Raw genomic sequence first — 24258 nt, 5'->3', positions numbered from 1 at the left:
ATTTTCAGCATCGGTGCATTATGGAAAAATTAGAAAAACAAATCAACCGGCAATGGTGTTTCCCGTTCGGGAGTCGACCATGAGAGCAATGGTTCTGAAGGCGTGTGCCCCGATGGAAACGAAGCCCCTCGAATGGCTGGAGGTGGATGATCCACTGCCCGGCCCCGGGGAAGTGCGCATCAGGGTGAAAGCGTGCGGCATATGCAGGACCGACCTGCACGTGGTGGAGGGGGAATTGCCTTCCCTCGGGCGTCCCGTCATTCCGGGCCACCAGATCGTCGGCCTGGTGGATTCCATCGGAACCGGCTGTCGGCGGTTCAAGATCGATGACAGAATCGGGGCGGCATGGTTGAGACAGACCTGTGGAACATGCGTCTTCTGCCGCTCCGGGCAGGAGAATCTGTGTGAAAACGCCAGATTCACCGGCTATCATGCCCCTGGCGGGTACGCCGAATATGCCGTGGTCCCGGAAGATTTCGCCTATCCCATTGCGCCCGTCTTCAGCGACGCGGAAGCCGCACCGCTGCTGTGCGCCGGCATTATCGGTTACCGGAGCCTGAGGCGCAGCCAGTGCAAAGCCGGCGACACCCTGGCCCTGTACGGATTCGGTTCGTCGGCGCACATCGTCATTCAGATCGCCGTCCACTGGGGTTGCACGGTGTATGCCGTCACCCGCGGCGAGAGACATCGGCGGCTGGCACTGGAGCTCGGGGCCAAATGGGCCGGATCCGACGCGGAACGGCTGCCCGCCCCGGCGGACAGCGCCATCATCTTCGCCCCCGCGGGAAACCTCGTGCCCGTGGCGCTGAGCCGTTTGCGCAAGGGCGGTACGCTGGCCCTTGCCGGGATCTATATGACCGACATTCCCGGGATGAATTACGAGAAGCACCTTTTCTACGAAAAAAACGTTCACAGCGTCACGGCCAATACGCGGGAAGACGGCATGGAGCTGCTCAGGATCGCCGCGTCCATACCCATTCGCCCGCAGGTGCAAACGTTTGCCGTGCAGGAAGCCAACGAAGCGCTGCTCAAGCTCAAGAATGACCGGATTGAGGGCTCGGGGGTGCTGGTATTCTGATTTCCATCGATGTGGATCTGATCAGGCCGGGACCACGGAAACCAGCCGGCTCGGCGGTCCCGACGGGCTGGCGAGGCGCCTCGAACCGATCGGGTACTCCTGGAGGAGGCCGGCAGTGGAGGAGAAAATGACGGGCAAGAGTTGGAAAGTGGTTCTCATCGACGATGACCCCGAGATTCGCGAGACGATCGGCGGCGTTCTCCAAGACTCCGGACACGAAGTCCTCACGGCGGGGGACGGCGACGCCGGCATGGAATTGTGCGAACGGCAATCGCCCGATATCGTCATCACGGATATCCGTCACCCCGGCATCGACGGTTTCGAGATCCTGCGAAGGATCAAGACCGGCCGCCCCGATGTGGAAGTGATCGTCATGACCGTGCTCAGTGAGATCGAGCTTGCGATACAGGCCCTGCATCTGGATGCCTCGGACTTCATCACCAAGCCCATCGCCAACGATGCTCTGACGGTGGCCGTGAAGCGCGCCAAGGACCGCATCGCCACGCGCAAGGAGCTCGGGGATTACACCGCGCTGATTGAAGAACGATGGATGCAAACCGCAGAGGAACTGGCAAAGACGTTCGATATGCAAAAGTCGCTTATCGAGAGCTCCATAGACGGGATTGCAGCCTTTGACAGTGACGGCAAGACGGTGATCTTCAACAGGAGCATGGAGCAAATCCTCGGTTACGAACGCGGGAACGTCATCGGGAAAATGTACCTCAGCCAGTTCTTTTCACCCGGTGAGGCGGAGAAATTCGAGCAGAAACTGAAATCCGAGGAATACGGCGGGAAGAGAAGACTGTTCCTGTTTGAATCCATTCTTGTGGACAAGTCGGGCGGCAAGGTCCCCTGCCAGCTTTCGGCAGCGGCGATGTTTCAGAAAGAAGAGGAAACGGGGCTGGTGGTTTTTTTCAGAGACCAGCGGGAAATCCGGAAGCTCATGCAGGAGGCCGCCGATCAGGCCCGCCTGCTCCAACAGGACAAAATGATCTCCCTGGGCAGGCTTGCGGCGAGTGTGGTTCACGAAATCAACAACCCGCTGGCCGGAATCCTCAACTACGCCAGGCTCATGACGAAAATGCTCGGCAAAGGCATGTTGGCGAGCGAATCCGTGACCAAGTTCCAAGGGTATTTGTCACTGATGGAGAGCGAGTTGAGTCGCTGTTCGAAAATCGTCTCCAACCTGCTCTCGTTTTCCCGGCAGTCTACCTTGGAGTCGGCGCCGGTGAAGGTCAACGAGCTCATCGCCAAAAGCATAACGCTCTGCGAGCACAAGCTGAGTCTTCAAAATATTCGGATCGACACGGTCCTGTCCCCTGAGAATCCCGTGATTCCAGGGGATTTCAATCAGTTGGAGCAGTGCCTGATCAACCTCATCTTTAACGCCATGGATGCCATGGAGACCGGCGGTGTCCTCACCCTCGAAAGCGCGCTCATCCCCGCGCAGAAAATCGTCGAAATACGCGTGAGGGATACCGGTTGCGGCATTGCAAAAGAAGACCTGATCTACATCTTCGATCCGTTCTTCACCACAAAGAAACAGGGAAAAGGGCTGGGCCTGGGACTCTCCACCACCTATGGAATCATTGACCGGCATCACGGTGCCGTCAGCGTGGAATCGGAACCGGGCAAAGGCACCGTTTTCACCATCAAGCTTCCTCTGGGATCGTGAGCCGGCGCAGGCAGGCGCACACACGGACGGACGCCCGACGGATCGGCGGCCGATCCCTGAGCCGTCCGCATCGCATTCGGGTCCATTCCCCTGCCGGCATGCCGTCGGGAAGCAGCGGCACTTGAGGTGACGGCCGGTCCGGTTACTCCGGCGATCTCAGGCCGAATTTTCTGATCTTGTTGTGCAGGGTGGCCCTGTTCACCTCCAGGACCTTTGCCGCCTTGGAGATGTTCCAGCGGCACAACTTAAGAACCCGCTCGATGTGCACCTTTTCCATTTCTTCCAGGGAAAGCGGGACATCCTGCTGGGGCGTTCTGAACAGAAAGCCGAAGTCGGCCTTGTTCAGGACCGCCCCATTGGAAAGCACGACGGCACGTTCCAGGGTATTTTCCAGTTCACGCACATTCCCCGGCCAGTCGTATGACTGCAGGAGCATCATGGCGTCTTCGGTGATGCCGGTCACCCGCTTGTTTGTTTCCCGGCGAAATCGATCGAGAAAATGCCTGGCCAGCAGAGGGATATCCTGCCTGCGGTCGCGCAGGGCCGGCACTTCGATCTCGATCACCTTGAGGCGGAAATAGAAGTCCTGCCTGAAGTTGCCCTTTGAGACTTCCCGGGTCAGATCCCGATGGGTCGCGCAGATCAGGCGAAAATCGACGAACACGTCACGGCTTCCGCCGACACGCTGGAAGCGTTTCTCCTGGAGAACCCGAAGAAGATCCACCTGCATCTTGGGCGGAATCTCTCCGACCTCATCGAGAAAGAGCGTTCCGCCCTTCGCCATTTCAAGCCGGCCCTTCTGAGCTCGAGTCGCGCCGGTAAACGAACCGACTTCGTGTCCGAACAGCTCGCTCTCGAGAAGCGTCTCGGCAAACGCTCCGCAATTGATCGGCACAAAAGGTCCAAACCGGCGCTTGCTCTTGGCATGAATGGCTTTCGCCACCAGTTCCTTTCCCGTTCCCGTCTCTCCCTGCAGCAAGACCGGGGAATCGACCTCCGCAACCTGGTCGATGAAGGCAAAGAGCCTTCTCATGCACTCGGATGCACCGATCAGGCCGTGAAAGTGAGCCCTTACGTCCGCTTGATCCCGCAACGCGATGTTCTCGTCCAGGAGCCTCTTCTGCTTCAACAGCTTCTCGACGAGCAGCGGAAGGTATTCCGGTTCGAACGGTTTGATGAGGTAGTCGTCGGCGCCGGCTTTCATGGCATCCACGGCATTCTGAACGGTTCCGTAGGCGGTCATCATGACGACGAGGGTTTCCGGGTAATGAAGCTTTACCCGTTTGAGAACTTCCATGCCGTCGAGATCGGACATCCGGACATCCAGGAAAATCAGATCGTATTGTTTTGCGCCGATCATCTCGACGGCGATCCTGCCCCCCGGTGCGGCATCCACCGCATACCCGGCCTTTCCCAGCCAGCCGGCAAGCGATTCGCGGACAATCAGTTCATCATCGACAATCAAGACCCTGATCGGATCAGCCATTTTCCCGGTTGTTCCTCCAGATTTTCCCGGATTGCAAAGGCAACCGAACGATAAAGCTGGTTCCCTTTTGCAGTTCACTCCTCACGTAAATCGTTCCCCCGTGCTCCTTGACGATGCCGTAGACGACGGACAGGCCGAGTCCGACGCCCTTATCCCGGTTCTTGGTGGAAAAAAACGGCTCGAAGACCTTCGACGTCAAATCAGCGGGAATACCGATGCCCTGATCCGTTACCTCCAGGCGAATCTCGTTCGTGGCCGAATCGAATCTCGTGCCCACCTTGACCGTTCCTCCGTCGGGCATGGCCTCGACGGCGTTGAAAATGAGATTCAACAGGCACTGCAAAAGCTGCCCGGGGTCCCCGATCATCTCCGGCAGGGTCTCGGCCAGCTCAAGCTGGAAATGGACGGCCTGATTGCCGCCCCTGTGCCGGCTCAGGAGCACCGCCTTGTGCACCAGGTCGTTCAACTGGAAGAGCTTCCGTTCCACTTCCCGCAAACGCGAAAAGGAAAGGAGGTCTTTGACGATGTCGCTGCACCGGGAGGATTCCGTGTCGATGAGGTGAAGATAGTAAAGAAACTTTTCCTTCCTCCCCTCATCCAGGTCGCAACTCTCCAGTTCCTGGTGGACGAGTCGCGCGAGAGCGTTGATGCCCGACAGGGGGTTGTTGATTTCGTGGACCACTCCGGCAACCAGTTTCCCCAGCGAAATCATCTTGTCTTCGTGAACCAGCCGGGCCAGGTCCCGTTTGAGCGCCCGGGTCTTTTCCTCCACCCGCTTCTCGAGATCCTCCGTAATGTCCCGGACGATCTCCAGGACAAGCTCCACCTTCCCATGCACCTTTCTGAGCGGAACCGTCGTGACTTCGCAAACTCTCTGTTTCCCCGACCCGTCCACGTGTTCGTGAACGGCGTGAGCCACGGTTCCCGTTTGCAGGGAGATTTTCAGCGGGCACACGAAGCCCTCTCCCCCGCATCGCTCGCCGGATCCGTGAATGACTTCGTGACACACCTTCCCCACCAGACTGTCCTTGTCGGTGCCGCAGGCACGACAGAACGCCTCGTTCACATCGAGAATCCTGAAATCGGGGCGAAGCAGCAGGACGTGGTCCCGCATGCTCAGGAACAGGCTCTCGATGATGCCTTCGGTGATGTCGAGCTGAAGCTCGTTCAACAGGTATTGCTGGCGAACCCGAAGAATATCCTCAAACAGCCGTGAAATCACGGCATGAAGGAGTCGTTCGCTTGGGCGGCGTCTTTTCAGAAGAGCTTCCAGCGGAGCCTCGCCGCCGGTGAGGCAAACGACCAGGTCGAGGTCGGGTATCTTGCGGAGGTCACGAAAATCCGCGGTGGTGAAGATACCTTTTTCCTTAGCCAGTCCAATGCCGGCTGCGTCGCCGTCGGGGTCCGCGACAGCCACGACTTCGGCGTTGAAAGACGGGAAGACGCCGGCACCCAGCATTTCGAGCAGGGCCCTGCATTTCTTGCCTCCGCCGATCACCGCCATCCTGATGCTACGATTCATCCCGTTCCCGGCCATCCTTCCGAAGATCTCCATTCAAACAACGGCGCACATTCCCACCCGGGTGATCCTGCCTGCCGACTCGTCTTTTCCGGAACACGCACCGGTTCCGGCGCCGGTTCGCTCAATGGCGTACCATCATGATATCCGCTGCGGCCGCGTGGAAAAAGACGCGGTGCCGCCGTTCGACTGACGCAAGGACACAGGCGCGGGCCATCGGAGGGCGGAAAGCCGCAACGAATCGCACCGATACGCGCTCCGGAACATGGTACGGGGAGAATCGACGAAGGAGGATTTCAATTCGGCCGCAGCGTCGGAAATGCTCAACTCGGTTTTCGATACCAGTTGTCGGATGTTCGAGGCAATCCGCGCACCGAAGAATTTTCCCGTTTCGGTCGAGCGCATCTCTCGAACGCAATCGACTTGGCTATCATACGAGCCCCGTTCCAATTGTCCATCATAAACATAAGGAATCCACAGCAATGATTCATCATTTTATCGAGATTCCACTTTCTGTCCCGTCCTGCCTGCCTGCACCCGACAGAGCGGCAGGCACTCCTGATTTGTATAAAAATTCAACACCCTCGATAAAAAATCTACACTGCACCCGTGGGACCGTCTCTGCGCGCCCATTTCGACGCTTTACCCCTCACAGCCGCGGGGAGAGCGGGAAGCCGGTTTGGCGAAAGTCATCGAGACGGATCGCGGACGCGATTCTCCGGCCGTTTGTTGTCTAGAAATCGTACACATTGCAGTTCCGTGCCCTGCCTCAGGGCCATGACGGGCGGGCTTGGCCAGTCATGGCACGCAGTTTGCTTATGGTCTGGGTGCTGAAGCATAAGTCAACGAGAGAACCCGACGCTGCCGCGATCATCTTCCGGTGTTCAGTCTCAGCCAAGGATCGGTGAATCTCGACATTCATGTAAGTGCTGTCCGCTCCCGGCGCTCCGGCTGATCGGAGCCTCCGGAAGAAGATGGCCCCCAGCAGGAGCGACCGGTGCAATGCAACGAGGATTTGTTGCGCGAAAACACCATGGAACCGGAATTGTCAGAGCCGAGATGAGCAAGAAGCGCATCCCCAGACCGAAAAGCGGCCGTTCGCAGGATTTTCCCTTGGACGGTGAGAAGCTATGCGTATGGATGAAAGCGGGGGTGGTGAACTTCAAGTTGTGCGACGGCGCCTACAACTGCCTCGCGTGTTCGTTCGACAGGGCCATGCGGGAAGCGTGGCCTCAATACAACGGGCGGAAGGAAACGGACGAATGAGGCCGCCTGCGCTTCGAGAAAAGGACTAAAGATGCAGAGAAGAATCGGCTTTTACGTTTGCCATTGCGGAACGAATATCGCCGGCAAAGTGGCCGTCGACGAGGTTGCCGCTTTCGTCCGGACACTCAAGAATGTTGTGGTCGCGAGAAGCTACAAGTTCATGTGTTCGGATCCCGGTCAGGAAATGATCCAGAAGGACATCCGGGAGCTCAACCTCAACCGCGTGGTGGTGGCATCGTGCTCGCCCCGACTCCACGAAAAGACCTTTCAGTCCGCCTGCGAGCGTGCCAAGCTGAACCCGTATTATTTTCAGATGGCATGTATCCGCGAGCACTGTTCCTGGGTGACCGAAGACCCCGCAAAGGCGACCGAAAAAGCCAAGACTCTCGCCGCCGCCGCAGTCAACCGGGTCAACCATCATGAAAAGCTGTGGGCGCGGGAGGTGAGCGTTCATCCCGACGTCCTCGTCATCGGTGCGGGAATTGCGGGCATCCAGGCCTCGCTCGATATTGCCAAGGCGGACCGTCAAGTGTACCTCGTGGAGAAGGAACCGTCCATCGGGGGGCACATGGTGCAATTCGACAAGACCTTCCCGACCCTCGATTGCGCGGCATGCATTTCCACGCCCAAGACGGTGGCGGTGAGTCAAAGCCCGAAAATCAAGCTGTTCTCCTACAGTGAAGTCGTGGAGGTGAGCGGCTTCGTGGGGAACTATTCGGTCAAGGTGCGGCGCAAGCCGCGGTACGTCATCGAGGAACGGTGCACGGGTTGCGGGTTGTGCGCCGAGGCCTGCCCGGTATCGGTACCCAATGCCTTCGACGAGGCGTTGAGCCTGCGCAAGGCGGTTTACCGCAATTTCCCACAGGCCGTGCCGATCACCTTCGTCATCGACAAAAAGGAGCAGGCTCCGTGCCGAATCGCCTGCCCCGCCGGGATCAATGTGCAGGGGTACATCCAACTCATCGGCAAAGGGAAATACCGGGAAGCGGTGCAATTGATCATGGAGCGGCTGCCGCTCCCGGGAGTGCTGGGCCGGGTGTGTCCACACCCCTGCGAATCCATGTGCCGTCGAGCCGCAGTCGATACCCCGCTTGCCATCAGGGATTTGAAACGATACGCCGCGGATCAGGTGAATCTCGAGGATCTGCCCCTTCCCCATATCGAGGAACGGCCCGAGAAGGCGGCGGTGATCGGTTCCGGACCGGCGGGTCTCAGTGCGGCCTATTTTCTCCGTCTGAAGGGCTACCAGGTGACGATATTCGAAGCTCTCCCCTTGCTGGGAGGCATGCTTCGGGTCGGCATCCCGGATTACAGGCTGCCCCAGGACGTTCTGGACAAGGAGATCGGCTACCTTCTTCGCCTCGGCGTCAAAGCGGAAACGGGGAAAAAGCTGGGGCGTGATTTCTCCCTCGACGATCTTCGGAACGATGGCTACCGGGTTATTTTCCTGGGGATCGGGGCGCACCGGAGCTTGAAGCTCAACGTACCGGGGGAGGACTCGTATCAGGGAGTCGTCGATGCCCTGGAGTTCCTGAGAGAGGTCAACCTCGGCGAAAAGTCGCTGCCGGGTCGCCGGATCGTGATCGTCGGCGGGGGCAACGTGGCCATCGATGCGAGCCGGGTTGCCCTGCGCCTCGGATGCGAGGAGGTGACCATCGTATACCGGCGCACCAGGGAGGAGATGCCGGCTTATGCCGAAGAGATCGATGCCGCTCTCGAGGAAGGAGTCAAGATCAACTACCTCACGGCTCCGGTGGGCATCCGCGGCGAGGCAAACAAGGTGACCGGGTTCGAGGTGATCCGGACCGAACTGGGAGAACCCGATCAGAGCGGCAGAAGACGTCCGGTGCCGGTAAAGGGCTCCGAATTCGTCATCCCCTGCGATGCCGTAATCTCCGCAATCGGGCAGGAACCCGAAGCGGAAACCTGTGGCGCGGGCGATTTGAATCTCAGCCGTCGCGGCACCATCGTGGTCGATCGCAGTTCCATGCAGACCTCCATACCGGATGTGTTTGCCGGCGGCGACGCCGTTGTCGGCCCCGCGACGGTCATCGAGGCGGTTGCGGCGGGTCGCCGTGCCGCCGAAGCCATGCACCGGTATGTGACCGAGGGGATCGAAGGTCTTGCGGGGATCGAACCGGAGAAGACGGGAGCCGACGGCGGTGATTGGCGGGAAATTCCCGAGGGGACCCCGCAGGTACCCAGGGCTTCCTTGCACCACAGGAGTTTCGAGCAAAGCCGTCTCGATTTTGAAGAAGCCGCTATCGGTCTGGCGGACGGCGACATCGCCCGCGAGACCGAACGGTGCCTCAACTGCGGGGTCTGTTCGGAATGCATGGAGTGCGTGCGCGCCTGCGAGCGAAGCGCGATAGACCATGGGGCGGTCGAAGAGATTATCGATCTCAAGGTGGGTTCGATCATCGTTGCCACCGGTTTCGACGTGATGGATCCCTCCCCGCTCAAACAATACGGCTATGGGCGCTTCGATGAGGTCTATACCGGGCTGGAGTTCGAACGGCTCAACAACGCGGTGGGGCCGACCGGAGGGCAAATCCTGATGAAAAACGGCGGCAAGCCCGAAAGCGTGGGAATCATCCACTGCGTGGGCAGCCGGGATGTGAATCATCACGAATATTGCTCCAGGGTTTGTTGCATGTACGCCCTCAAGTACGGTCATCTCATCAAGGAAAAGGCCGGACACGACACCAGGGTCTACAATTTCTATATCGACATGCGTTGCTTCGGGAAGGGTTACGAAGAGTTCTATCGGCGGCTCCAGGAAGAGAAGGTCACCTTCATTCGCGGCAGGCCGGCCGAGATAACCGATCAAGCCGAATCGCCTCTCGAACAGGGCAAACTGGTGATCGTTGCCGAAGATACTCTCAGCGGGCGCATGCTGCGGGTTCCCGTTGATATGGTCATCTTGTGCTCCGCGATGGAAGCGCGGGCGGAAGCCCCGGAAGTGGCCCGCGTCTTCGGAATCAACCAGGGCGGGGACGGTTTCTTCCTGGAAGAGCATCCCAAGCTGGGACCGATGACCACGCCCACGGACGGGGTCTTTCTGGCGGGAGCCTGCCAGGGGCCGAAAGATATTCCAGACACCGTGTCTCACGCCTCGGGGGCGGCGGCCCAGGCACTTGCTCTCAGCACGCGGGGCAAAGTCCAGATTTCGCCCACCGTGTCCTTTATCGACCCGGACATCTGCGCGGGTTGCCAGGGTTGCATCAAGCTCTGCCCGTACTCGGCCATCGAATTCGACGAACGTCGGGGGGTTTCCGTGGTGAACGAGGCATTGTGTAAAGGTTGCGGAAGCTGTGCCGGTTTTTGCCCGAGCGGGGCCGCCCGGGTCAGGCACTTTTCGGCCAAGCAGCTGTTCGCGGAAATCGAAGGGTTGCTCGACAGCGCCGTATGAACCCCGATGACGGGGTCGCTGTCGGCTGCGTTGCATATCAAGGAGGAAGAAAATGGGAGACCGTGAACCGACGATCATCGCCTTCGTGTGTAACTGGTGCACTTACACGGCCGCCGACCTGGCGGGCACTTCGAGGCTGGTTCAGCCTCCGAACGTGCGCATGATCAGAATGATGTGCACCGGGATGATCGATACGAAGTACGTCATCAAGGCCCTTCTCGAAGGCGCCGACGCAGTGCTCATCAGCGGTTGCCACCCGGGCGACTGCCATTACATCAACGGGAATCTGAAGGCCCGGCGCAGGGTCAGGCTCCTGAAGGAGATCCTGCCCCGGTTCGGAATAGACGAGCGCAGGCTCAAGATGACCTGGATCGGGGCAAGCGAGGGCATTGATTTCGCCAACACCGTCAAAGAGCTCGTTGCCGAAATCAAACAGCTGGGTCTCAACGATCTGAGACAAAAGATGATTCTGTGAGCGGTTCAACAGAACAGCACAAGTTGGAGAAAAACGATGGCCAGGGCAGCAAAAATATCGGTGAAGGATCGCAATCCGGTTCTCTCCTTCCAGGAATTTCTGAAAGCGTTGTTGGCGACGGGCCAGGTCGGCGCCGTTCTGGTGCCGCAGCATCTCGCCGCGAAAAGCGCGGTGATGCCGACCCTCGTTACCGATCCCGAAAAGCTCGGAGAAGCGGATCCGTTCGCGCCCGCATTCCCCATGAATGCGGCACGACTGCTCGCGAGGCTCACCCGGAAACCGACGGGCGGATTGGTCGCGGCGGTATTGCGACCCTGTGAAATCCGCGCTTTCGTCGAACTGGTGAAACTCAAGCAGGGAAGCCTCGATGAAGTCCTGCTCATCGGCGCCGACTGCTCGGGAGCGTTTGGAAATACCGATTACGCCGGCTATGCCGGGTCCAGGGGGATCGAATCGACCTTGAAGTTCCACGCGGATTTGCCCGGGCAGGCCGAAGCCGACGGCGTCGGCCTCTCCCCTGCCTGCAAGGCGTGCGAATACCCCGTGGCAGAGAACGCCGACCTGATGGTCTGCACCTTCGGCATGGACGTGTTCGACTCGATGGTGGTCAAGGCCAACACACCGCGGGGGGAAGAAGTCCTGGAGAAAATGAAGCTTCCCGAAGCAACCCTGCCGGCTTCCAGGGACGAAGCCGTCGCCGCAGTGATCGCAGCGCGGACGGCCTACCGCGATCGGATGTTCCAGGAAACGAGCGACGCGACGGCCGATATCGAGAAGCTGATGAGCTATCTGAGCAACTGCGTGAACTGTTACAACTGCCGCGTGGCTTGCCCGGTCTGTTACTGCCGTGAGTGCGTATTCCTGACGGATGTTTTTGACCACGAGCCCGAACAATACCTCCGCTGGGCCAAACGCAAGGGTGTCATCAAGATGCCCACGGACACCGTCTTTTTCCACCTGACGCGGCTGGCGCACATGAGCACCGCCTGCATCGGCTGTGGCCAATGCTCCAACGCCTGCCCCAACAACGTGCCGGTCATGGAGCTGTTCCGGACCGTGGCGCATTACACGCAGCGTGCGTTCCAATACAACGCCGGGGCCGGTATTGAAGACGAGCCTCCCCTTTCGGTGTTTCGCGAGCGGGAATTTCCCGAGGTCACCGGGGGCAAGGAATAAAGAATCGACCACGGCTCCCCTGCCCTGCCGCGGCGGCGATGCGGAGGAGAGAGGGGTTTTCGGCGCGTCGTCCCGTTGGGGGGCGGCTCGCGGTGCAAGGAAGAACTGAAGGCCGGCACGACCGTCGGATGTTGCCGGCTCGGTTTCCTGAATCGGAATATCCATACGGGACAACCCATCGGGGGTTTAGACGATGAATCAAAAAGGCGCTTCGGCCCTGGTGATAGGTGCGGGTATCAGCGGCATCCGATCGGCGTTGGATTTAGCGGAAATGGGGCACCATGTTTTGCTGGTCGACAAGGCCCCGAACCTTGGGGGAACCTTGCGGCAACTCGATCACCAGTTCCCTACGGACCATTGCGGGATGTGCAGGATGCTTCCCATGACGGAACGCGACACCTGTTCCCAGTTCTGTCTCCGCAAGGGGCTGTTCCACGATAACATCGAAATCATGCTCTCAACCGAACTGGCGGCGCTCCAGGGAGAACCGGGCAAGTTCGTCGCCACTCTGAGATACAGGCCTTCGCTGATCGATCCCGAACGCTGCAACGGCTGTGGCGAATGCACTCGAGTGTGTCCGGTGGAGGTCCCCGACGAGTTCAACGCGGGGCTCGCGACGCGCAAGGCGGTCTATCTCCCCGTTCCTCACAATCTGCCCAATTCCTACGTCATAGACACCGACGCCTGCAACCATTGCGGCGCATGTCAGAACGCCTGCCCCACCGGAGCGATCGACCTCAATCTGGAAGCCCGCCGCAGTTTCCGCATCCTGGTCGTCGACGATGAACTGGTGGTGCGCGACTCGATCAAGGAATGGCTCGATGAGGCGGGTTTTGCGGTGGATATGGCGGCATCCGGCGCCGAGGCGGTCGAAATGCTTGGCCGGCAGTCTTACGGGCTCCTGTTTCTGGACGTCAAAATGCCCGGAATGGACGGCGTCGAGGTGCTCAAGATCGCCAAGGAAATGCATCCCGAGCTCCCGGCGGTCATGATGACCGCTTACGCCACGATCGAAACGGCCGTCGAGGCCATGAAGGTGGGAGCCAAAGACTACATCATGAAACCGTTCGACATCGAGGCGCTCACGGAAATGGCCGTACAAACCTACCAGGCCACTCTCGAAGTCCCCGAGCGCCGGGTGGAAGTCGGGGCCGTGATACTGGCCACCGGCGCGGTGCCCGCCGATCCGCGGGCGGGAGCCAACACCTACGAATACGGAACCCTGCCGGACGTGGTGACCAGCGTCGAATTCGAACGGCTCATCAGCGGTACGGGTCCCACCGGCGGACAGCTGCTAAGGCCCAGTGACGGGAAACCGATCCGGAGGATCGCGTGGCTCCAGTGCGTGGGGTCCCGCAACCTGGCGGAAGGCGCTCCCCACTGTTCGTCCGTCTGCTGCATGTTCTCCATCAAGGAAGCCGTCCTGGCCAAGCAGAAGACCGACGGGGCCGTTGAGGCGATGATCTTCTACATGGACATGCGCACCTTCGGGAAGGATTTCCAGCAGTACCGCGATAACGCCGAGCGGGAACACGGCATCGGCTTCGTGAGAAGCCGGGTGCATTCGGTGGAGCCGGGCGGCGATGCGGGCGGAATCAGGATCGCTTTCGCGGACGCCGACGGCGCCATGCACGACGAGCCCTTCGACCTGGCGGTCCTTGCGGTGGGTCAGAAGCCCGGGGGCGGGCTCGAAGAGCTCGCCGCAACGGTCGGAATCGAGCTGAACCAGGCGGGATTCTGCCGGGTTCAGGACTACTCGTCCAACCGTACCGCAAGGGATGGGGTGTTTGTGAGCGGCTCCGCCTCCAGCCCGAAAGACATCTCGGAATCCGTGATCCAGGCGAATTCCGCCTCGCTGAGCGCATCGTTGCTGCTCCATTCCAAGGGGAAGAGTCTCGTCGAGATATCCGAACCGGAGGAGATGTTCCGCGATGTCTCCCGGGAGCCCTCGCGTCTTGCCGTGGCCATTTGCAGCTGCGGGGGCGCCATTGCGGAAAAGGTGGACCCGACGTCGCTGATTGCGGACCTCACACAGGACGGGTACGCGGCTCACGGATTCACCATCGACCGGCTCTGTACACGCGCCGGCTGGGCACAACTGGAAGAAGCGCTCGCAAGCACGGGAGCCAACAGAGTTTTGATCGGAGCCTGCATGCCCTATGTCTACCGGAGAAAGCTCCGCGAGTTGGGCAAGTCGCTCAAGCTCGATCCGGCGTTCATGGAGGTGACGGACATTCACACCCCGGTTCACTCGCAGCCGGAGTCCTCGGAACAGGGCCCTCGCTCCGCCGTTTATGCGGTCCTCAGCATGGCGGCCGCCAAGCTCAAAGGAGCGGAGCCGTTTCCGCGGACCAGGGATGAAGCCGTTCCGGCGGCACTGATCGTCGGTGGAGGGATATCCGGAATGACCGCCGCACTGTCGGTTGCCGATCACGGATACAAGGTCCATCTCATCGAGCGGAATCCCGAGCTCGGAGGAAACCTCCGCCTGCTCAAACGATTCCTGCAGGAACCGCAACCCGAAGCGCTCCTCGAGAAAACCCTGTCAGCCGTGGCCAACCATCCCCACATCACCGTCCATACAGGTACGAGGGTGGTTCACTCGCAGGGGCGACTGGGTCATTTCGTCACCACTGTGGAAACTCAAGACGGGTCGGGAGAATCCATCGAACACGGGGTCGCCATCCTGAGCACCGGGGGCGTGGAATTCAACTCGGAAGCCTATCTCCACGGTCGTAACGATGCGGTGGTGACCCAGATGGAATTCGAAGACCAATTCCACTCGGGGAAGCTGGATGCGAGCGGTCTCGGCACCGTGGTCATGATCCAGTGCGTCGAATCGCGCGAAGGCAGCCGCAACTACTGCAGCCGTGTCTGCTGTCTTTCCGCGTTGAAGAACGCTTTCCAGTTGAAGGAGCGCAACCCGGATACGGCCGTCTATATTCTTTATCGGGACATCATGACCTACGGGCTTTTCGAGGAACACTACACCCGTGCCAGGCGGGAGGGCGTGCTGTTCGTCCGTTACGAAACGGACCGGAAGCCCCGGGTCTCCGATGAAAACGGCCGGTTGAAACTTGTGACCTACGATCCGGTTCTGGGCAGGGAACTCGTTCTGGAACCGGACCTTGTGGTTCTCGGCACGGGAATGGTCCCCAACGACAGCCACGGGCTCGCGGACATCTTCGGCCTCGAGACCGATGAACACGGCTTCCTGCGCGAAGCCGAATACAAATGGCGGCCCGTGGACACCATGAAGAGCGGGGTTTTCCTGTGCGGCACCGCCCATTCGCCGAGGACGGTACCGGAATCCGTGGCCATGGCCGAAGCAGCGGCACAGCGCGCCCTGGGCGTCCTCAGAAGGGGCCGGTTGACTTCCGCCTCGGTCACCGCGTCCGTCCGTCACAGCCTCTGCTCGCTCTGCGAAAGATGCGTGGTCGCGTGTCCGTTCCACGCCAGGTGGTATGACGAGGAAGAAGAACGAATCGTTGTGGATGAATTCGTGTGCCAGGGTTGCGGAGCATGCTCCGCGGCGTGCCCCAACGGCGCGGCCATCCTGCACGGCTTCCAGGACAGGCAGGTGCATGCCGTGCTGGATGCCGCCCTGGACTGATTCATCGCGTTTCTTGCCGATAACCGGCGCGGACCGTGCCCGAGCGAAAGGCTTCCATGGGAGGACTTCCGCGCTCGGTCCGGGCACCATTTGGAGCATTTCCCGACAAGGAGATGGTACACATGAACGAACAAAGCTCGGGCGCAACCACGGCTCATGGCGGCTCCGCCGCCGCTGGTCCGCTGGACCCCATCGCGGAAAAGGTCTCCGCCTGCATGCAGTGCGGCACCTGTACCGGTTCCTGCGCCAATGCATTTGCCATGGATTACACTCCGCGACAGTTGTGGAGGCTCGTGCAACTGGGCGAACAGGATGAAATCTTTCGCAGCACAACCTTTTGGATGTGCTCAAGCTGCTATTACTGCACGTTGCGATGCCCGCGCGGACTGCCCCTGACCGAAACCATCCAGGCACTCAAGCGAATCGCCTTCGCCCGCGGAACCTATCGGAGCAAAACGAGTCCGGTCTTTTACAGCACGTTCGTCGACAACATACGCCGTTACGGGAGAGTCAGGGAGATGGACATGATGACGCGGTTCTTTCTGCGCCTGAAGCATCCGGTCGCCCCGCTGCGTTTCGCCTCGCTCGGCGTGAAGCTTCTGCGCAAGGGAAAGATCAGCCCGCAGATGCCGGCTCTCTTTGCCAAGGGCAAGCTTGACGGTCTGTTTCGAAAAGTTCGCGAACTGGAGTCCGAATCATGAAGTACTTATACTACCCCGGCTGTTCACTGGAAGGAACCGCGTCCGAATACGACGCCTCGGTCAGGGCCGTGATGCATTCACTTGGAGCGGAGCTGGCCGAGATCGAAGACTGGACATGCTGCGGCGCGAGCGCCGGGGATGCGATCAGCTATCTGCTGTCGCTGGCCCTGCCGGCGAGGAACCTCGCCATCGCCGGAAAACAATCCCCCCGGTCGGATGTCCTCGTACCCTGCAACGCCTGTTATCTCAACTTGAAAAGAGTTGACGACCACATGAACCGCAGTACGGATATTCGCGAAAAAATCAACGTGGTCCTGGCGGAAGAGAATCTTCGATACGGGGGAGGAATAAAGGTTCGGCACCTCCTCGACGTGCTGGTCAGAGACTTCGGGCCCGAGTCCATCGCGGCCAACGTGAAGAATAAGCTCTCGGGCATGAGAATCGTCCCGTATTACGGTTGCCAGTTCGCACGGCCCTATTCCGACGCCGACGATCCCCAGTTTCCCGTTTCGATGGAACCCCTCATCCGGGCTCTCGGAGCCGAAGTCTACCCTTGGACGATGGGAGCGAAGTGCTGCGGGGCGGGATTGATGACCACCAAGAGCGAGGTGGCTTTGAAACTCGTGGCGAACTTGCTCAATGGAGCAAGTGAAGCCGATTGCATTCTCACCATCTGCCCGATGTGCCAGATGAATCTGGACAGCCAGCAGAACAAGGCGTCACGTCTGCTCGGCAAAGATATGAGCAAGTCGGTCCTGTACGTCACGCAACTCATGGGGATTGCTTTCGGCCTCTCCGATGAGGAGCTGATGTTGAAGAAGAATCTTGCCGTGACGGCGGGATTTCAAACGAAGCTCCGGTCGGCCTCATCCCGGGCATAGCCTGCCTCGACACATCTTATCCGGGACTCGGCCTCGCGCGGAGGCCGGAGGCCGGATTGCCGCTTTCGGAAACCGCCCTTATGTTTGAGAAAGACAACGACGCCGAATCCGGTTTCATTCAACCTCCGGAGTCGGCGTCGTTCTCCGGAGGGGAACGCCCGACGAAGCGGGTGAGGCGCAAAACGTGAATCGGGGTGGGGAGTTCCGGGGCGGAGGCGTCCATGAAGATCGAAAAAATCCTTTGGCCGACCGATTTTTCCAAGGCTGCATCGGTCGCGGAACCTTATGTCGTTTCACTGAGCCGGAAGTATGACGCTGAAGTGCATCTGCTTCACGTCTCCGAAGACCTGTCCAGGTTCGAACATTACTGGGGGAGCGGACTCGATCCGAAACACGTGAAGGAAATACACGAATTCGGGCTTAAGCTGTCGAGGGAACGCCTGGAGGAATTGTGTTCCAGGAAGCTGACCGGTTGTGCCCGGTATTTCATTCACATTATGCAGGGTGATCCGGCGCAGGAAATCCTGACGGCAATCAGGACCATCGGCGCCGATTTGGTGGTCATGGCCACGCACGGCATGAAGGCCATATTTCCATTTGGGAGCGTTGCGGAGCGGGTGGTGAAGAATTCACCCGTGCCGGTGTTCACCGTAAACCCGAACATCTCCCGTCCATGAGGTCCGGGACTGGCGGGCGCGGGCAAGCTCCGATGGGTTCGGGCGGAGGGTTTTCCGGCCCGAGCGCGGCGAGCGGCAACGCGAAGTCACGGTGACGCCGCGCGGGTGGGCGGTAGCGCGCCTCCGTCGGCCCCGGGGACGAAATACTGTGATTGTCGGGCCAAAATACCTGTTTCACCCGATTCCATTTTTTCCGCTCGAGTTGGAGAATAGTTTGCAAGAGAGTTGGTTTCTCATTTTATCCATGGAGAGCCGGAGGCCCCCTTCCGGCTCTCATTTTTTGCCGGCGCCGGCACCATACCGTCACCGGGGGATCCGTTTCGGAACGCAGGCCGCTTCCTCCAGTCGTCCGCCGCGCCGCATTCCACCAGCCGAAGAGCACGGCTGTGCCGGAGCGGCATTGAAACGCCGGCGCGCCGAACGGGGGCAAACCAACCCGGTCGTGAGCCCACGAAGACCGGCGCCCCCGTGTTCCCGCCGTGCCGGGAAGCGCCTCGCGGGATGCCTGTCGGGGTGCCTTGATTTCTCCCGGAAGCTCATGTATACAAAACAGCGCGGCGTACCCCGCGGTCCTGCCGATTCAGCCTTTTCATGAAACACCCGTGCGCTCATCGCCCCCTGCACAGACGATATGCGGTCGGCTCGCGGACCGCCACGATCAATGTGCGTCCCGGCAAAGACGAGGCCGGGGCCTCCTATCCGGGGACAATACGGCTCCATGACGCGGATTGGGTGAAATGATTCGATTCCTGGGCGTTCACAAGTGGTTCGGTCGGCTCCACGTCCTCAACGACGTGAACCTTCACATTGCACAGGGGAAAGTGGTGGTGGTCTGCGGGCCCTCGGGCTCCGGCAAGTCCACCCTGATCCGGACCATCAACCGTCTCGAACCCATTGACCGCGGACGCCTCATTGTCGACGGCATGGACCTATCGGACTCGAAAACGGATATCCACAGGCTCCGTGCTGAAATCGGATTCGTTTTTCAACAGTTCAACCTGTACCCGCACCTCACCGCCTTGCGCAACATCACCCTGGCGCCGATCAAGATTCGCGGACTGGACAAGAAAGAAGCCCACAATCAGGCCATGGCCTTGCTCGAACGGGTCGGCCTGGCGGAAAAGCACAATTCCTACCCGTCTCAACTCTCCGGGGGGCAGCAGCAGCGGGTGGCAATCGCCCGAGCCCTTGCGATGAAACCCAGGATCATGCTTTTTGACGAGCCGACGTCGGCCCTCGACCCGGAGATGATCGGCGAGGTTCTGACGGTCATGCGGGATCTCGCTCAGACAGGAATGACGATGGTCGTCGTCACTCACGAGATGGGTTTTGCCGGGGAGGTTTCGGACCGAATCGTGTTCATCGACAACGGCGCCGTACTGGAAGAAGCCGAGCCTTCGGAGTTCTTCAGAGCTCCAAAGCATGAGCGGTCCCGGCAGTTCCTGAAACAGGTGCTGTCGCCGATGCACTGAACGCGGTCCGGAGTGGAGCGGAACCGCGGGAAGAGAGCCTCATTTTCCGGAGGCGGATGAGGGGCGGGCGAAGATCTTGTGCCTGTCCCGGTATTTCCACAGGCCAAGGTCCCACGAGTCCCTTCCCTTCCTCCAGAGTTCCCAGCCTCGGTAGACGGAGCCGGGGGTCATTCTCCCCTTCTCGGGCGGATTGTCGTAGGCCAGGTCGAAGATGTACCAACCGTAAGGTTTCGGCAATCGGATCTCCGCAATGGAGTGCATTTCCGGATCGCCGTTATGCTTCCTGACCTTCACGAAACGGGTCTCTCGCCCCAGGCTCTTGCACAGTGCCATGAAAAGGATAACGATATCGGTACAGGAGTCTCTCGAATAGATGTAGCCGTCCTCGAGAATCTGATGAGCGGTTCTTCTCCACATGATTTTACGGATTTGGGGCACAATGGATTCCTCGTAGGGAATGGTGTTGAGAACGGAGCGCATCTTGACCTTCAGCGCGATCAGGTCGTCGAGGGTTTCCAGTTTCATGCCCTCCACAAAGCTCTTGATCAGTTTCGTTGCCTTGAGCTGGGTAACGGCGTTCCGACCGGATTTGTTTTTCATTGTCTTTTCCCTTCGAGGCGGCGGTTTCCCTGCCCTACCCGGTGAATCGTTCAATCGTGCTTGATTTTTTGTTCGAGGCGCTGGGTCAGATAGGAAAGCGGATACGTAATGATAAGGTATAGCGCAGCCAGCGGCAAGTAGGCCTCGAAAGTCTTGTAGGTGGTTGCGTTGATGATTTCCGACGCCTTGGTCAGCTCGCGCACGGAAATCACCGAGAGCAGGGACGAATCCTTGATAACGGAGACGAACTGGCCTGCGACGGGGGGAATGATTCGCCGGAAGGCTTGAGGGAAGACGACGTATCGCATGGTTTCCCAGTCGTTCAAGCCGGTGGACATGGCGGCCTCGATCTGACCCCGGTCGATGGATTCAATCCCGGCTCTCACCATCTCCGTGATATAGGCGCCTGAAAACACGGCCAGAGAGAACATGCCGATGATCACCGGATTGTCGTAATGTACGGCCGCCGCCACACAGAAATAGAAGATATAGATCTGAATCAGCAGAGGCGTGCCTCGAAAGAACTCCACGTACAGCATCGCCGTCTCCCTGGCCAGGACCGACCGGGAAGTCCGCGCGATTCCCCCGAAGACGCCGAGGCAGAAGCCCATCGATGTGGCCCCGACGGCGATAATGAACGTGGTGTAGAAGCCGCGAAAGAAAAGCCACCGGTATTCCCATGGAACCCTCCAGTTCCAGGGATACTCGATCCGGCCGAACAGGAAGACCAGGCAGCCTCCCGTTCCCAGGACGATGAGCACGCGGATGATGAGAGAGTATTTCGTCCGCATCAGCGCAGAATATCGCCAAAGTGCTTCTCGTGAAGCTCGCGGTAGCGTCCGTCCGCCTTTATGGTTTCGAGGAACTGGTTCAGCCAGTTCAGAAAATCGGGGTCTCCCTTGCGGATCGCTATGGCAAAAGGTTCGTAGGTGAACGGCGTCAGCACGGCGTGAGTCGTATCGGGATTTTCCTTGTGATGCTTGCCGATGGACAGTTGATCGTAGAGGAACGCGTCGGCCCTTCCCGTCACCACTTCTCGCACGCATGCCGTCTCTTCCTTGTAACGGTTGACCTGTGCCTCGGGAAACATCTTCGCCGTAACCAGGTCCCCGGTGGTGCCGAGCTTGACGGCGATCACCCGGCCCGGGGCGTTCAACTCCTTGACGTCCTTGACGTCAGGGGCCCTCCTGTTGCTCAACAGGGCACACAACCCCGTCTCGAAGTACGCCTGCGTAAAGCTCACCGTTTTGGCCCTCGTCAGCGTCCTCGTCATCCCGGAGATGATCATGTCCACCTTGCCGCCCTGCAAAGCGGGGATGAGACCGCTGAATTCCATGTCCTTGATTTCCAGTTCCACGCCCAGTTCCTTTGCCGCGAGCCCGGCGATTTCCACGTCGAATCCCAATGGCCGGCCTTTTTCGTCAGCGTATTCAAAGGGGAAGAATTTTACTTCCATTCCGACCATCAGCTTGTTGCGCTTGATCACCTGGTTGAGGACGCTCCCGTCGAAGACTTCGAAGGGCGTCACGGCAAAGGCGATTCCGCAGGTCAGCAGAAGCGCCGGAACCCAAAGTGCGGATAGACATTTTCGGAACATTTTCGTGCCTCCACGACGGTTGATCTCGAATTCGGGAAATCCACGGAAACGGGCGGTAACGGTCGGACATGGAGACCGGCCTCGAAAGGAGCGATCCGAGGTTGGACCGGCCGGCCTTGAGCAATCGACTCGAGCTTCATCCACGCGATTTATCGGAAATATACTACATACGGCGTGTCCATGCCTAGCCCTATCGTGCGTTGGCGTTGCGCGGAACATGCGGTGAATCCGTTCAGGCGAAGCGGCGCGGCGACCGATTTTCATTCAATGGATGACGGAAAACGATCGGCGAGCCGTCTTGTCCCGAAAAAGCCGCTGCCCCGGAAAGGGTATGCGCGGCGCGGAAAATCTTGTATGTTGGGAGGCGGCAGGAACCCAACCAACCTGCAAAAGGAGAACCCGCAATGATTTTACAGACCACGCTTGCCAAGATCGACGCCAACCGGCAGCGCTATGTCGAAGAACTCCTGGGCTTCCTCAAGATTCCCAGCGTCAGCACTTATACCCACCACGCGTCCGACGTCCGCAGGGCGGCCGAATGGGTGGGCAACCACCTGCAAAGAATCGGCTTCGAAACGAGGATCTACCGGACGGAACGTCATCCGGTGGTTTTCGCGCAGCACTGCAACGCTCCCGGGGCCCCCACCCTGCTGGTCTACGGGCACTACGACGTTCAGCCGCCTGAGCCTCTCGACGAGTGGCTTACCCCGCCTTTTTCGCCCTCCATTCGCGACGGCTACGTCTACGCCCGCGGAGCGACCGATGACAAGGGACAGTTCTTCACGTACGTGAAGGCTGTCGAAGCCGTTCTTGCCGTTGCCGGGAATCTTCCGGTCAACGTAAAGTTTTTGGTCGAGGGGGAGGAGGAAATCGGCAGCCCGAGCCTCGGCCGTTTCATGCGCGAGCACAGCCATGAGTTGAAGGCCGACGTGATCACCATCTCCGACTTCTCCCAGTTCAGCCGGGGGGTGCCCGCCATAACCTACGGCCTGAGGGGGTTGTCCTACTTTCAACTCGACCTTCAAGGTCCCCGGTTCGACCTCCATTCGGGCAGCTTCGGCGGCCTCATTCACAATCCCGTCCAGGTCCTGGCCGACATCCTCGCCAGGCTGAAGAGCGCCGACGGGAAGGTGGCCATCCCCGGGTTTTACGACGATGTTCTGGACCTGGAAGAATGGGAAAGAAAGGAGATGGATTCGCTTCACCTGGACGAGTCCGCGTTGAAAGAATACCTGGGGGTTGAAGCGTTGACCGGCGAAAAAGGCTACACGCCGATGGAACGCAAGACCGCCCGCCCGACGTTGGATGTGAACGGTATCTGGGGAGGTTTTTCGGGGGAAGGGGCCAAGACCATCATTCCATCGAAGGCAGGGGCCAAGGTGAGCATGCGCCTCGTTCCGGACCAGGACCCGGCCGTCATCAATGCCCGCTTCGAGGAATTCGTTCGCGCCCTGACCCCCCCAGGGGTCAAGATCGACATCACGGAACTGAACGCCGCGGGTCCGTTGCTGGTAACTCGGGACAACCGTGCGGTTCAGGCCGCCGCCCGGGCGATTGACATCGGTTTCGGCAAGCCGCCGGTGTTCATACGGGAGGGAGGTTCGATCCCCATTGTGAATCTCATGAAAGAAGTCCTGACGACCAGGAACATCCTCATGCTGGGCTGGGGCAGTCCCGATGACGGCGCTCATTCCCCCAACGAACGCTTCCACCTGGATGATTTTCACCGGGGCATCCGCTCCGCCGCGGCCTTGCTGTTTGAAATCGCGGAGAGCCGCAGCACGCGCCCGGAATAACGGAATTCCCGTCGCGCGCCGGTCCGGGTCGGGTACTCTCACCGGACGAAGGCGTCCCGGCTGAGGAGAAGACGAACGGCAACCGGCGGAAACAAAAGGCGGCGCCTCCGGTGGGATCGATTCCCCGCAGAATGGTCAGTTCCTGTTCCGTGGGCGGCTCGGTTTCCTTGACGTTCGATGCGACGTTGAGATCGAACGAGCAGTTCGCCCTCACCTTGTCCACCGTCTGGCCGGGGAAGTACTCGGCCAGGTACATTTCCTTGGTTGCATCATCGAACTTGTAGACGCCCATGGTGCTCACCACGACGGTGGGCCCGCCGCCGATCATGCCCAGTTTCTTGCGGGCGCCCGGGCCGTCGAGGTAACCCGGGGTGGTCAGGTAGTCCACCTTCTCCACGAACTTCTTGGGATCCTGCGGCATGATGGCGAGGACCTTCTTGCCGGAGGTGGCCATGTCGTTGGCGCCGCCGCTGCCGGCAAAGTAGGTGAAGGATTCGGGCTTCGACCAGTCACCGACACCGGTGGAATTGATGTTGCCATACTTGTCGATCTGGGCGCCGCCGATGAAGGCGACGTCGACTTCGCCGCGCTGCAGGGCGGCCATGGTGGCAAGCATCCCGAACGTGGCGTCGCCGTTGCAGAACAGTGCCGGGTCGTCGACCGTTATGGCGAGTCCCGGAGGAGCGGTGGCGCGGATCGAACCGCCCTCGGTGAAAAGGATCATATTCTGAGCGTGCGTGACCATGGCGAAGCCGACGACGACCAGAGGCAGACCGACCCCCGCAAACACGACTTCCCCATCGTTGATTTCCTTGGCGCAGCGAACGACCATCA

At 59.7% G+C, this 24258-nt stretch carries 17 protein-coding genes and 1 pseudogene; 12 read left to right on the top strand and 6 right to left on the bottom strand.

Annotated features, from left to right (window positions below; genetic code table 11):
• Positions 1 to 79 precede the first annotated feature (79 nt).
• Together SFUM_RS04310 and SFUM_RS21395 are read left to right on the top strand one after the other, a co-directional pair.
• Positions 80 to 1078 carry a zinc-dependent alcohol dehydrogenase family protein gene (locus SFUM_RS04310; RefSeq protein ID WP_011697699.1) on the top strand — a complete coding sequence of 333 codons (999 nt, stop codon included), beginning with the start codon at positions 80 to 82 and terminating at the stop codon, positions 1076 to 1078.
• Positions 1079 to 1193: 115 nt separating this feature from the next.
• Complete coding sequence (locus SFUM_RS21395; RefSeq protein WP_049766285.1) at positions 1194 to 2753, top strand: hybrid sensor histidine kinase/response regulator; 1560 nt, start codon at positions 1194 to 1196, stop codon at positions 2751 to 2753.
• A gap of 142 nt (positions 2754 to 2895) precedes the next feature.
• Here SFUM_RS21395 and SFUM_RS04295 read toward each other — a convergent pair whose 3' ends face one another.
• The gene (locus SFUM_RS04295; RefSeq protein WP_011697697.1) at positions 2896 to 4239 is read right to left on the bottom strand and encodes a sigma-54-dependent transcriptional regulator; all 1344 of its coding nucleotides are present in this window, start codon (positions 4237 to 4239) and stop codon (positions 2896 to 2898) included.
• Positions 4232 to 5761 carry an ATP-binding protein gene (locus SFUM_RS21390; protein WP_167321314.1) on the bottom strand — a complete coding sequence of 510 codons (1530 nt, stop codon included), beginning with the start codon at positions 5759 to 5761 and terminating at the stop codon, positions 4232 to 4234. The genes SFUM_RS04295 and SFUM_RS21390 overlap by 8 nt, the downstream gene beginning before the upstream one ends.
• Before the next feature lie 999 nt (positions 5762 to 6760).
• Here SFUM_RS21390 and SFUM_RS04280 point away from each other — a divergent pair.
• From SFUM_RS04280 to SFUM_RS04240, 9 genes are all read left to right on the top strand, one after another.
• Positions 6761 to 7024, top strand: coding sequence for a hypothetical protein (locus SFUM_RS04280; protein ID WP_011697695.1), 264 nt, complete (start codon positions 6761 to 6763; stop codon positions 7022 to 7024).
• A gap of 31 nt (positions 7025 to 7055) precedes the next feature.
• Positions 7056 to 10436 carry an FAD-dependent oxidoreductase gene (locus SFUM_RS04275; RefSeq protein ID WP_011697694.1) on the top strand — a complete coding sequence of 1127 codons (3381 nt, stop codon included), beginning with the start codon at positions 7056 to 7058 and terminating at the stop codon, positions 10434 to 10436.
• Positions 10437 to 10488: 52 nt separating this feature from the next.
• A complete protein-coding gene (locus SFUM_RS04270; protein ID WP_011697693.1) occupies positions 10489 to 10911 on the top strand; it encodes a hydrogenase iron-sulfur subunit in 423 nt (140 codons plus the stop codon).
• Positions 10912 to 10947: 36 nt separating this feature from the next.
• On the top strand, positions 10948 to 12087 hold the full coding sequence (locus tag SFUM_RS04265; protein WP_011697692.1) for a Coenzyme F420 hydrogenase/dehydrogenase, beta subunit C-terminal domain: 1140 nt from the start codon (positions 10948 to 10950) through the stop codon (positions 12085 to 12087).
• Positions 12088 to 12280: 193 nt separating this feature from the next.
• Positions 12281 to 15700 (top strand): response regulator, encoded by a 3420-nt coding sequence (locus SFUM_RS04260; protein ID WP_011697691.1) that lies wholly within the window; start codon positions 12281 to 12283, stop codon positions 15698 to 15700.
• Between the two features lie 122 nt (positions 15701 to 15822).
• Positions 15823 to 16401 carry a 4Fe-4S dicluster domain-containing protein gene (locus tag SFUM_RS04255; protein WP_011697690.1) on the top strand — a complete coding sequence of 193 codons (579 nt, stop codon included), beginning with the start codon at positions 15823 to 15825 and terminating at the stop codon, positions 16399 to 16401.
• Complete coding sequence (locus tag SFUM_RS04250) at positions 16398 to 17282, top strand: CoB--CoM heterodisulfide reductase iron-sulfur subunit B family protein (protein ID WP_011697689.1); 885 nt, start codon at positions 16398 to 16400, stop codon at positions 17280 to 17282. Before SFUM_RS04255 ends, SFUM_RS04250 begins: the two co-directional genes overlap by 4 nt.
• A gap of 221 nt (positions 17283 to 17503) precedes the next feature.
• Complete coding sequence (locus SFUM_RS04245; protein ID WP_011697688.1) at positions 17504 to 17959, top strand: universal stress protein; 456 nt, start codon at positions 17504 to 17506, stop codon at positions 17957 to 17959.
• 737 nt (positions 17960 to 18696) lie between these two features.
• Positions 18697 to 19431, top strand: coding sequence for an amino acid ABC transporter ATP-binding protein (locus tag SFUM_RS04240; protein WP_011697687.1), 735 nt, complete (start codon positions 18697 to 18699; stop codon positions 19429 to 19431).
• 39 nt (positions 19432 to 19470) lie between these two features.
• On the opposite strand, the gene SFUM_RS04235 is transcribed toward SFUM_RS04240, so the two are convergent.
• The 3 genes from SFUM_RS04235 to SFUM_RS04225 are packed head-to-tail and all read right to left on the bottom strand — an operon-like array spanning position 19471 to position 21628.
• Complete coding sequence (locus SFUM_RS04235; protein WP_011697686.1) at positions 19471 to 20031, bottom strand: transglutaminase domain-containing protein; 561 nt, start codon at positions 20029 to 20031, stop codon at positions 19471 to 19473.
• Positions 20032 to 20081: 50 nt separating this feature from the next.
• Positions 20082 to 20822, bottom strand: coding sequence for an amino acid ABC transporter permease (locus SFUM_RS04230; RefSeq protein WP_011697685.1), 741 nt, complete (start codon positions 20820 to 20822; stop codon positions 20082 to 20084).
• Positions 20822 to 21628, bottom strand: a complete 807-nt coding sequence (locus tag SFUM_RS04225) for a transporter substrate-binding domain-containing protein (RefSeq protein ID WP_011697684.1) — start codon at positions 21626 to 21628, stop codon at positions 20822 to 20824. Before SFUM_RS04225 ends, SFUM_RS04230 begins: the two co-directional genes overlap by 1 nt.
• 404 nt (positions 21629 to 22032) lie before the next feature.
• On the opposite strand from SFUM_RS04225, the gene SFUM_RS04220 reads away from it, so the two are divergent.
• The gene (locus SFUM_RS04220; protein WP_011697683.1) at positions 22033 to 23424 is read left to right on the top strand and encodes a dipeptidase; all 1392 of its coding nucleotides are present in this window, start codon (positions 22033 to 22035) and stop codon (positions 23422 to 23424) included.
• 217 nt (positions 23425 to 23641) lie between these two features.
• Here the strand turns inward: SFUM_RS04220 and SFUM_RS23710 are convergent.
• Positions 23642 to 24256 (bottom strand): annotated as a pseudogene (locus tag SFUM_RS23710) (CoA-transferase subunit beta); the annotation flags it as partial.
• Positions 24257 to 24258: the final 2 nt, after the last annotated feature.

The sequence above is a fragment of the Syntrophobacter fumaroxidans MPOB genome (assembly GCF_000014965.1).
In the GTDB taxonomy this organism is placed as follows: domain Bacteria; phylum Desulfobacterota; class Syntrophobacteria; order Syntrophobacterales; family Syntrophobacteraceae; genus Syntrophobacter; species Syntrophobacter fumaroxidans.
Note: the sequence above shows the minus strand (reverse complement) of the source record. Positions and strands in the feature narration are given on the sequence as shown.

Excerpts from the sequence above, each read along its gene's own strand:
- SFUM_RS04235 (WP_011697686.1), bottom strand. The coding sequence starts at position 20,031 with ATGAAAAACAAATCCGGTCGGAACGCCGTTACCCAGCTCAAGGCAACG.
- SFUM_RS21390 (WP_167321314.1), bottom strand. The coding sequence starts at position 5,761 with ATGAATCGTAGCATCAGGATGGCGGTGATCGGCGGAGGCAAGAAATGC.
- SFUM_RS04270 (WP_011697693.1), top strand. The coding sequence starts at position 10,489 with ATGGGAGACCGTGAACCGACGATCATCGCCTTCGTGTGTAACTGGTGC.
- SFUM_RS04220 (WP_011697683.1), top strand. The coding sequence starts at position 22,033 with ATGATTTTACAGACCACGCTTGCCAAGATCGACGCCAACCGGCAGCGC.
- SFUM_RS04245 (WP_011697688.1), top strand. The coding sequence starts at position 17,504 with ATGAAGATCGAAAAAATCCTTTGGCCGACCGATTTTTCCAAGGCTGCA.
- SFUM_RS04265 (WP_011697692.1), top strand. The coding sequence starts at position 10,948 with ATGGCCAGGGCAGCAAAAATATCGGTGAAGGATCGCAATCCGGTTCTC.
- SFUM_RS04255 (WP_011697690.1), top strand. The coding sequence starts at position 15,823 with ATGAACGAACAAAGCTCGGGCGCAACCACGGCTCATGGCGGCTCCGCC.
- SFUM_RS04225 (WP_011697684.1), bottom strand. The coding sequence starts at position 21,628 with ATGTTCCGAAAATGTCTATCCGCACTTTGGGTTCCGGCGCTTCTGCTG.
- SFUM_RS04280 (WP_011697695.1), top strand. The coding sequence starts at position 6,761 with ATGCAACGAGGATTTGTTGCGCGAAAACACCATGGAACCGGAATTGTC.
- SFUM_RS04240 (WP_011697687.1), top strand. The coding sequence starts at position 18,697 with ATGATTCGATTCCTGGGCGTTCACAAGTGGTTCGGTCGGCTCCACGTC.
- SFUM_RS04250 (WP_011697689.1), top strand. The coding sequence starts at position 16,398 with ATGAAGTACTTATACTACCCCGGCTGTTCACTGGAAGGAACCGCGTCC.
- SFUM_RS04260 (WP_011697691.1), top strand. The coding sequence starts at position 12,281 with ATGAATCAAAAAGGCGCTTCGGCCCTGGTGATAGGTGCGGGTATCAGC.
- SFUM_RS04275 (WP_011697694.1), top strand. The coding sequence starts at position 7,056 with ATGCAGAGAAGAATCGGCTTTTACGTTTGCCATTGCGGAACGAATATC.
- SFUM_RS04295 (WP_011697697.1), bottom strand. The coding sequence starts at position 4,239 with ATGGCTGATCCGATCAGGGTCTTGATTGTCGATGATGAACTGATTGTC.
- SFUM_RS04230 (WP_011697685.1), bottom strand. The coding sequence starts at position 20,822 with ATGCGGACGAAATACTCTCTCATCATCCGCGTGCTCATCGTCCTGGGA.
- SFUM_RS04310 (WP_011697699.1), top strand. The coding sequence starts at position 80 with ATGAGAGCAATGGTTCTGAAGGCGTGTGCCCCGATGGAAACGAAGCCC.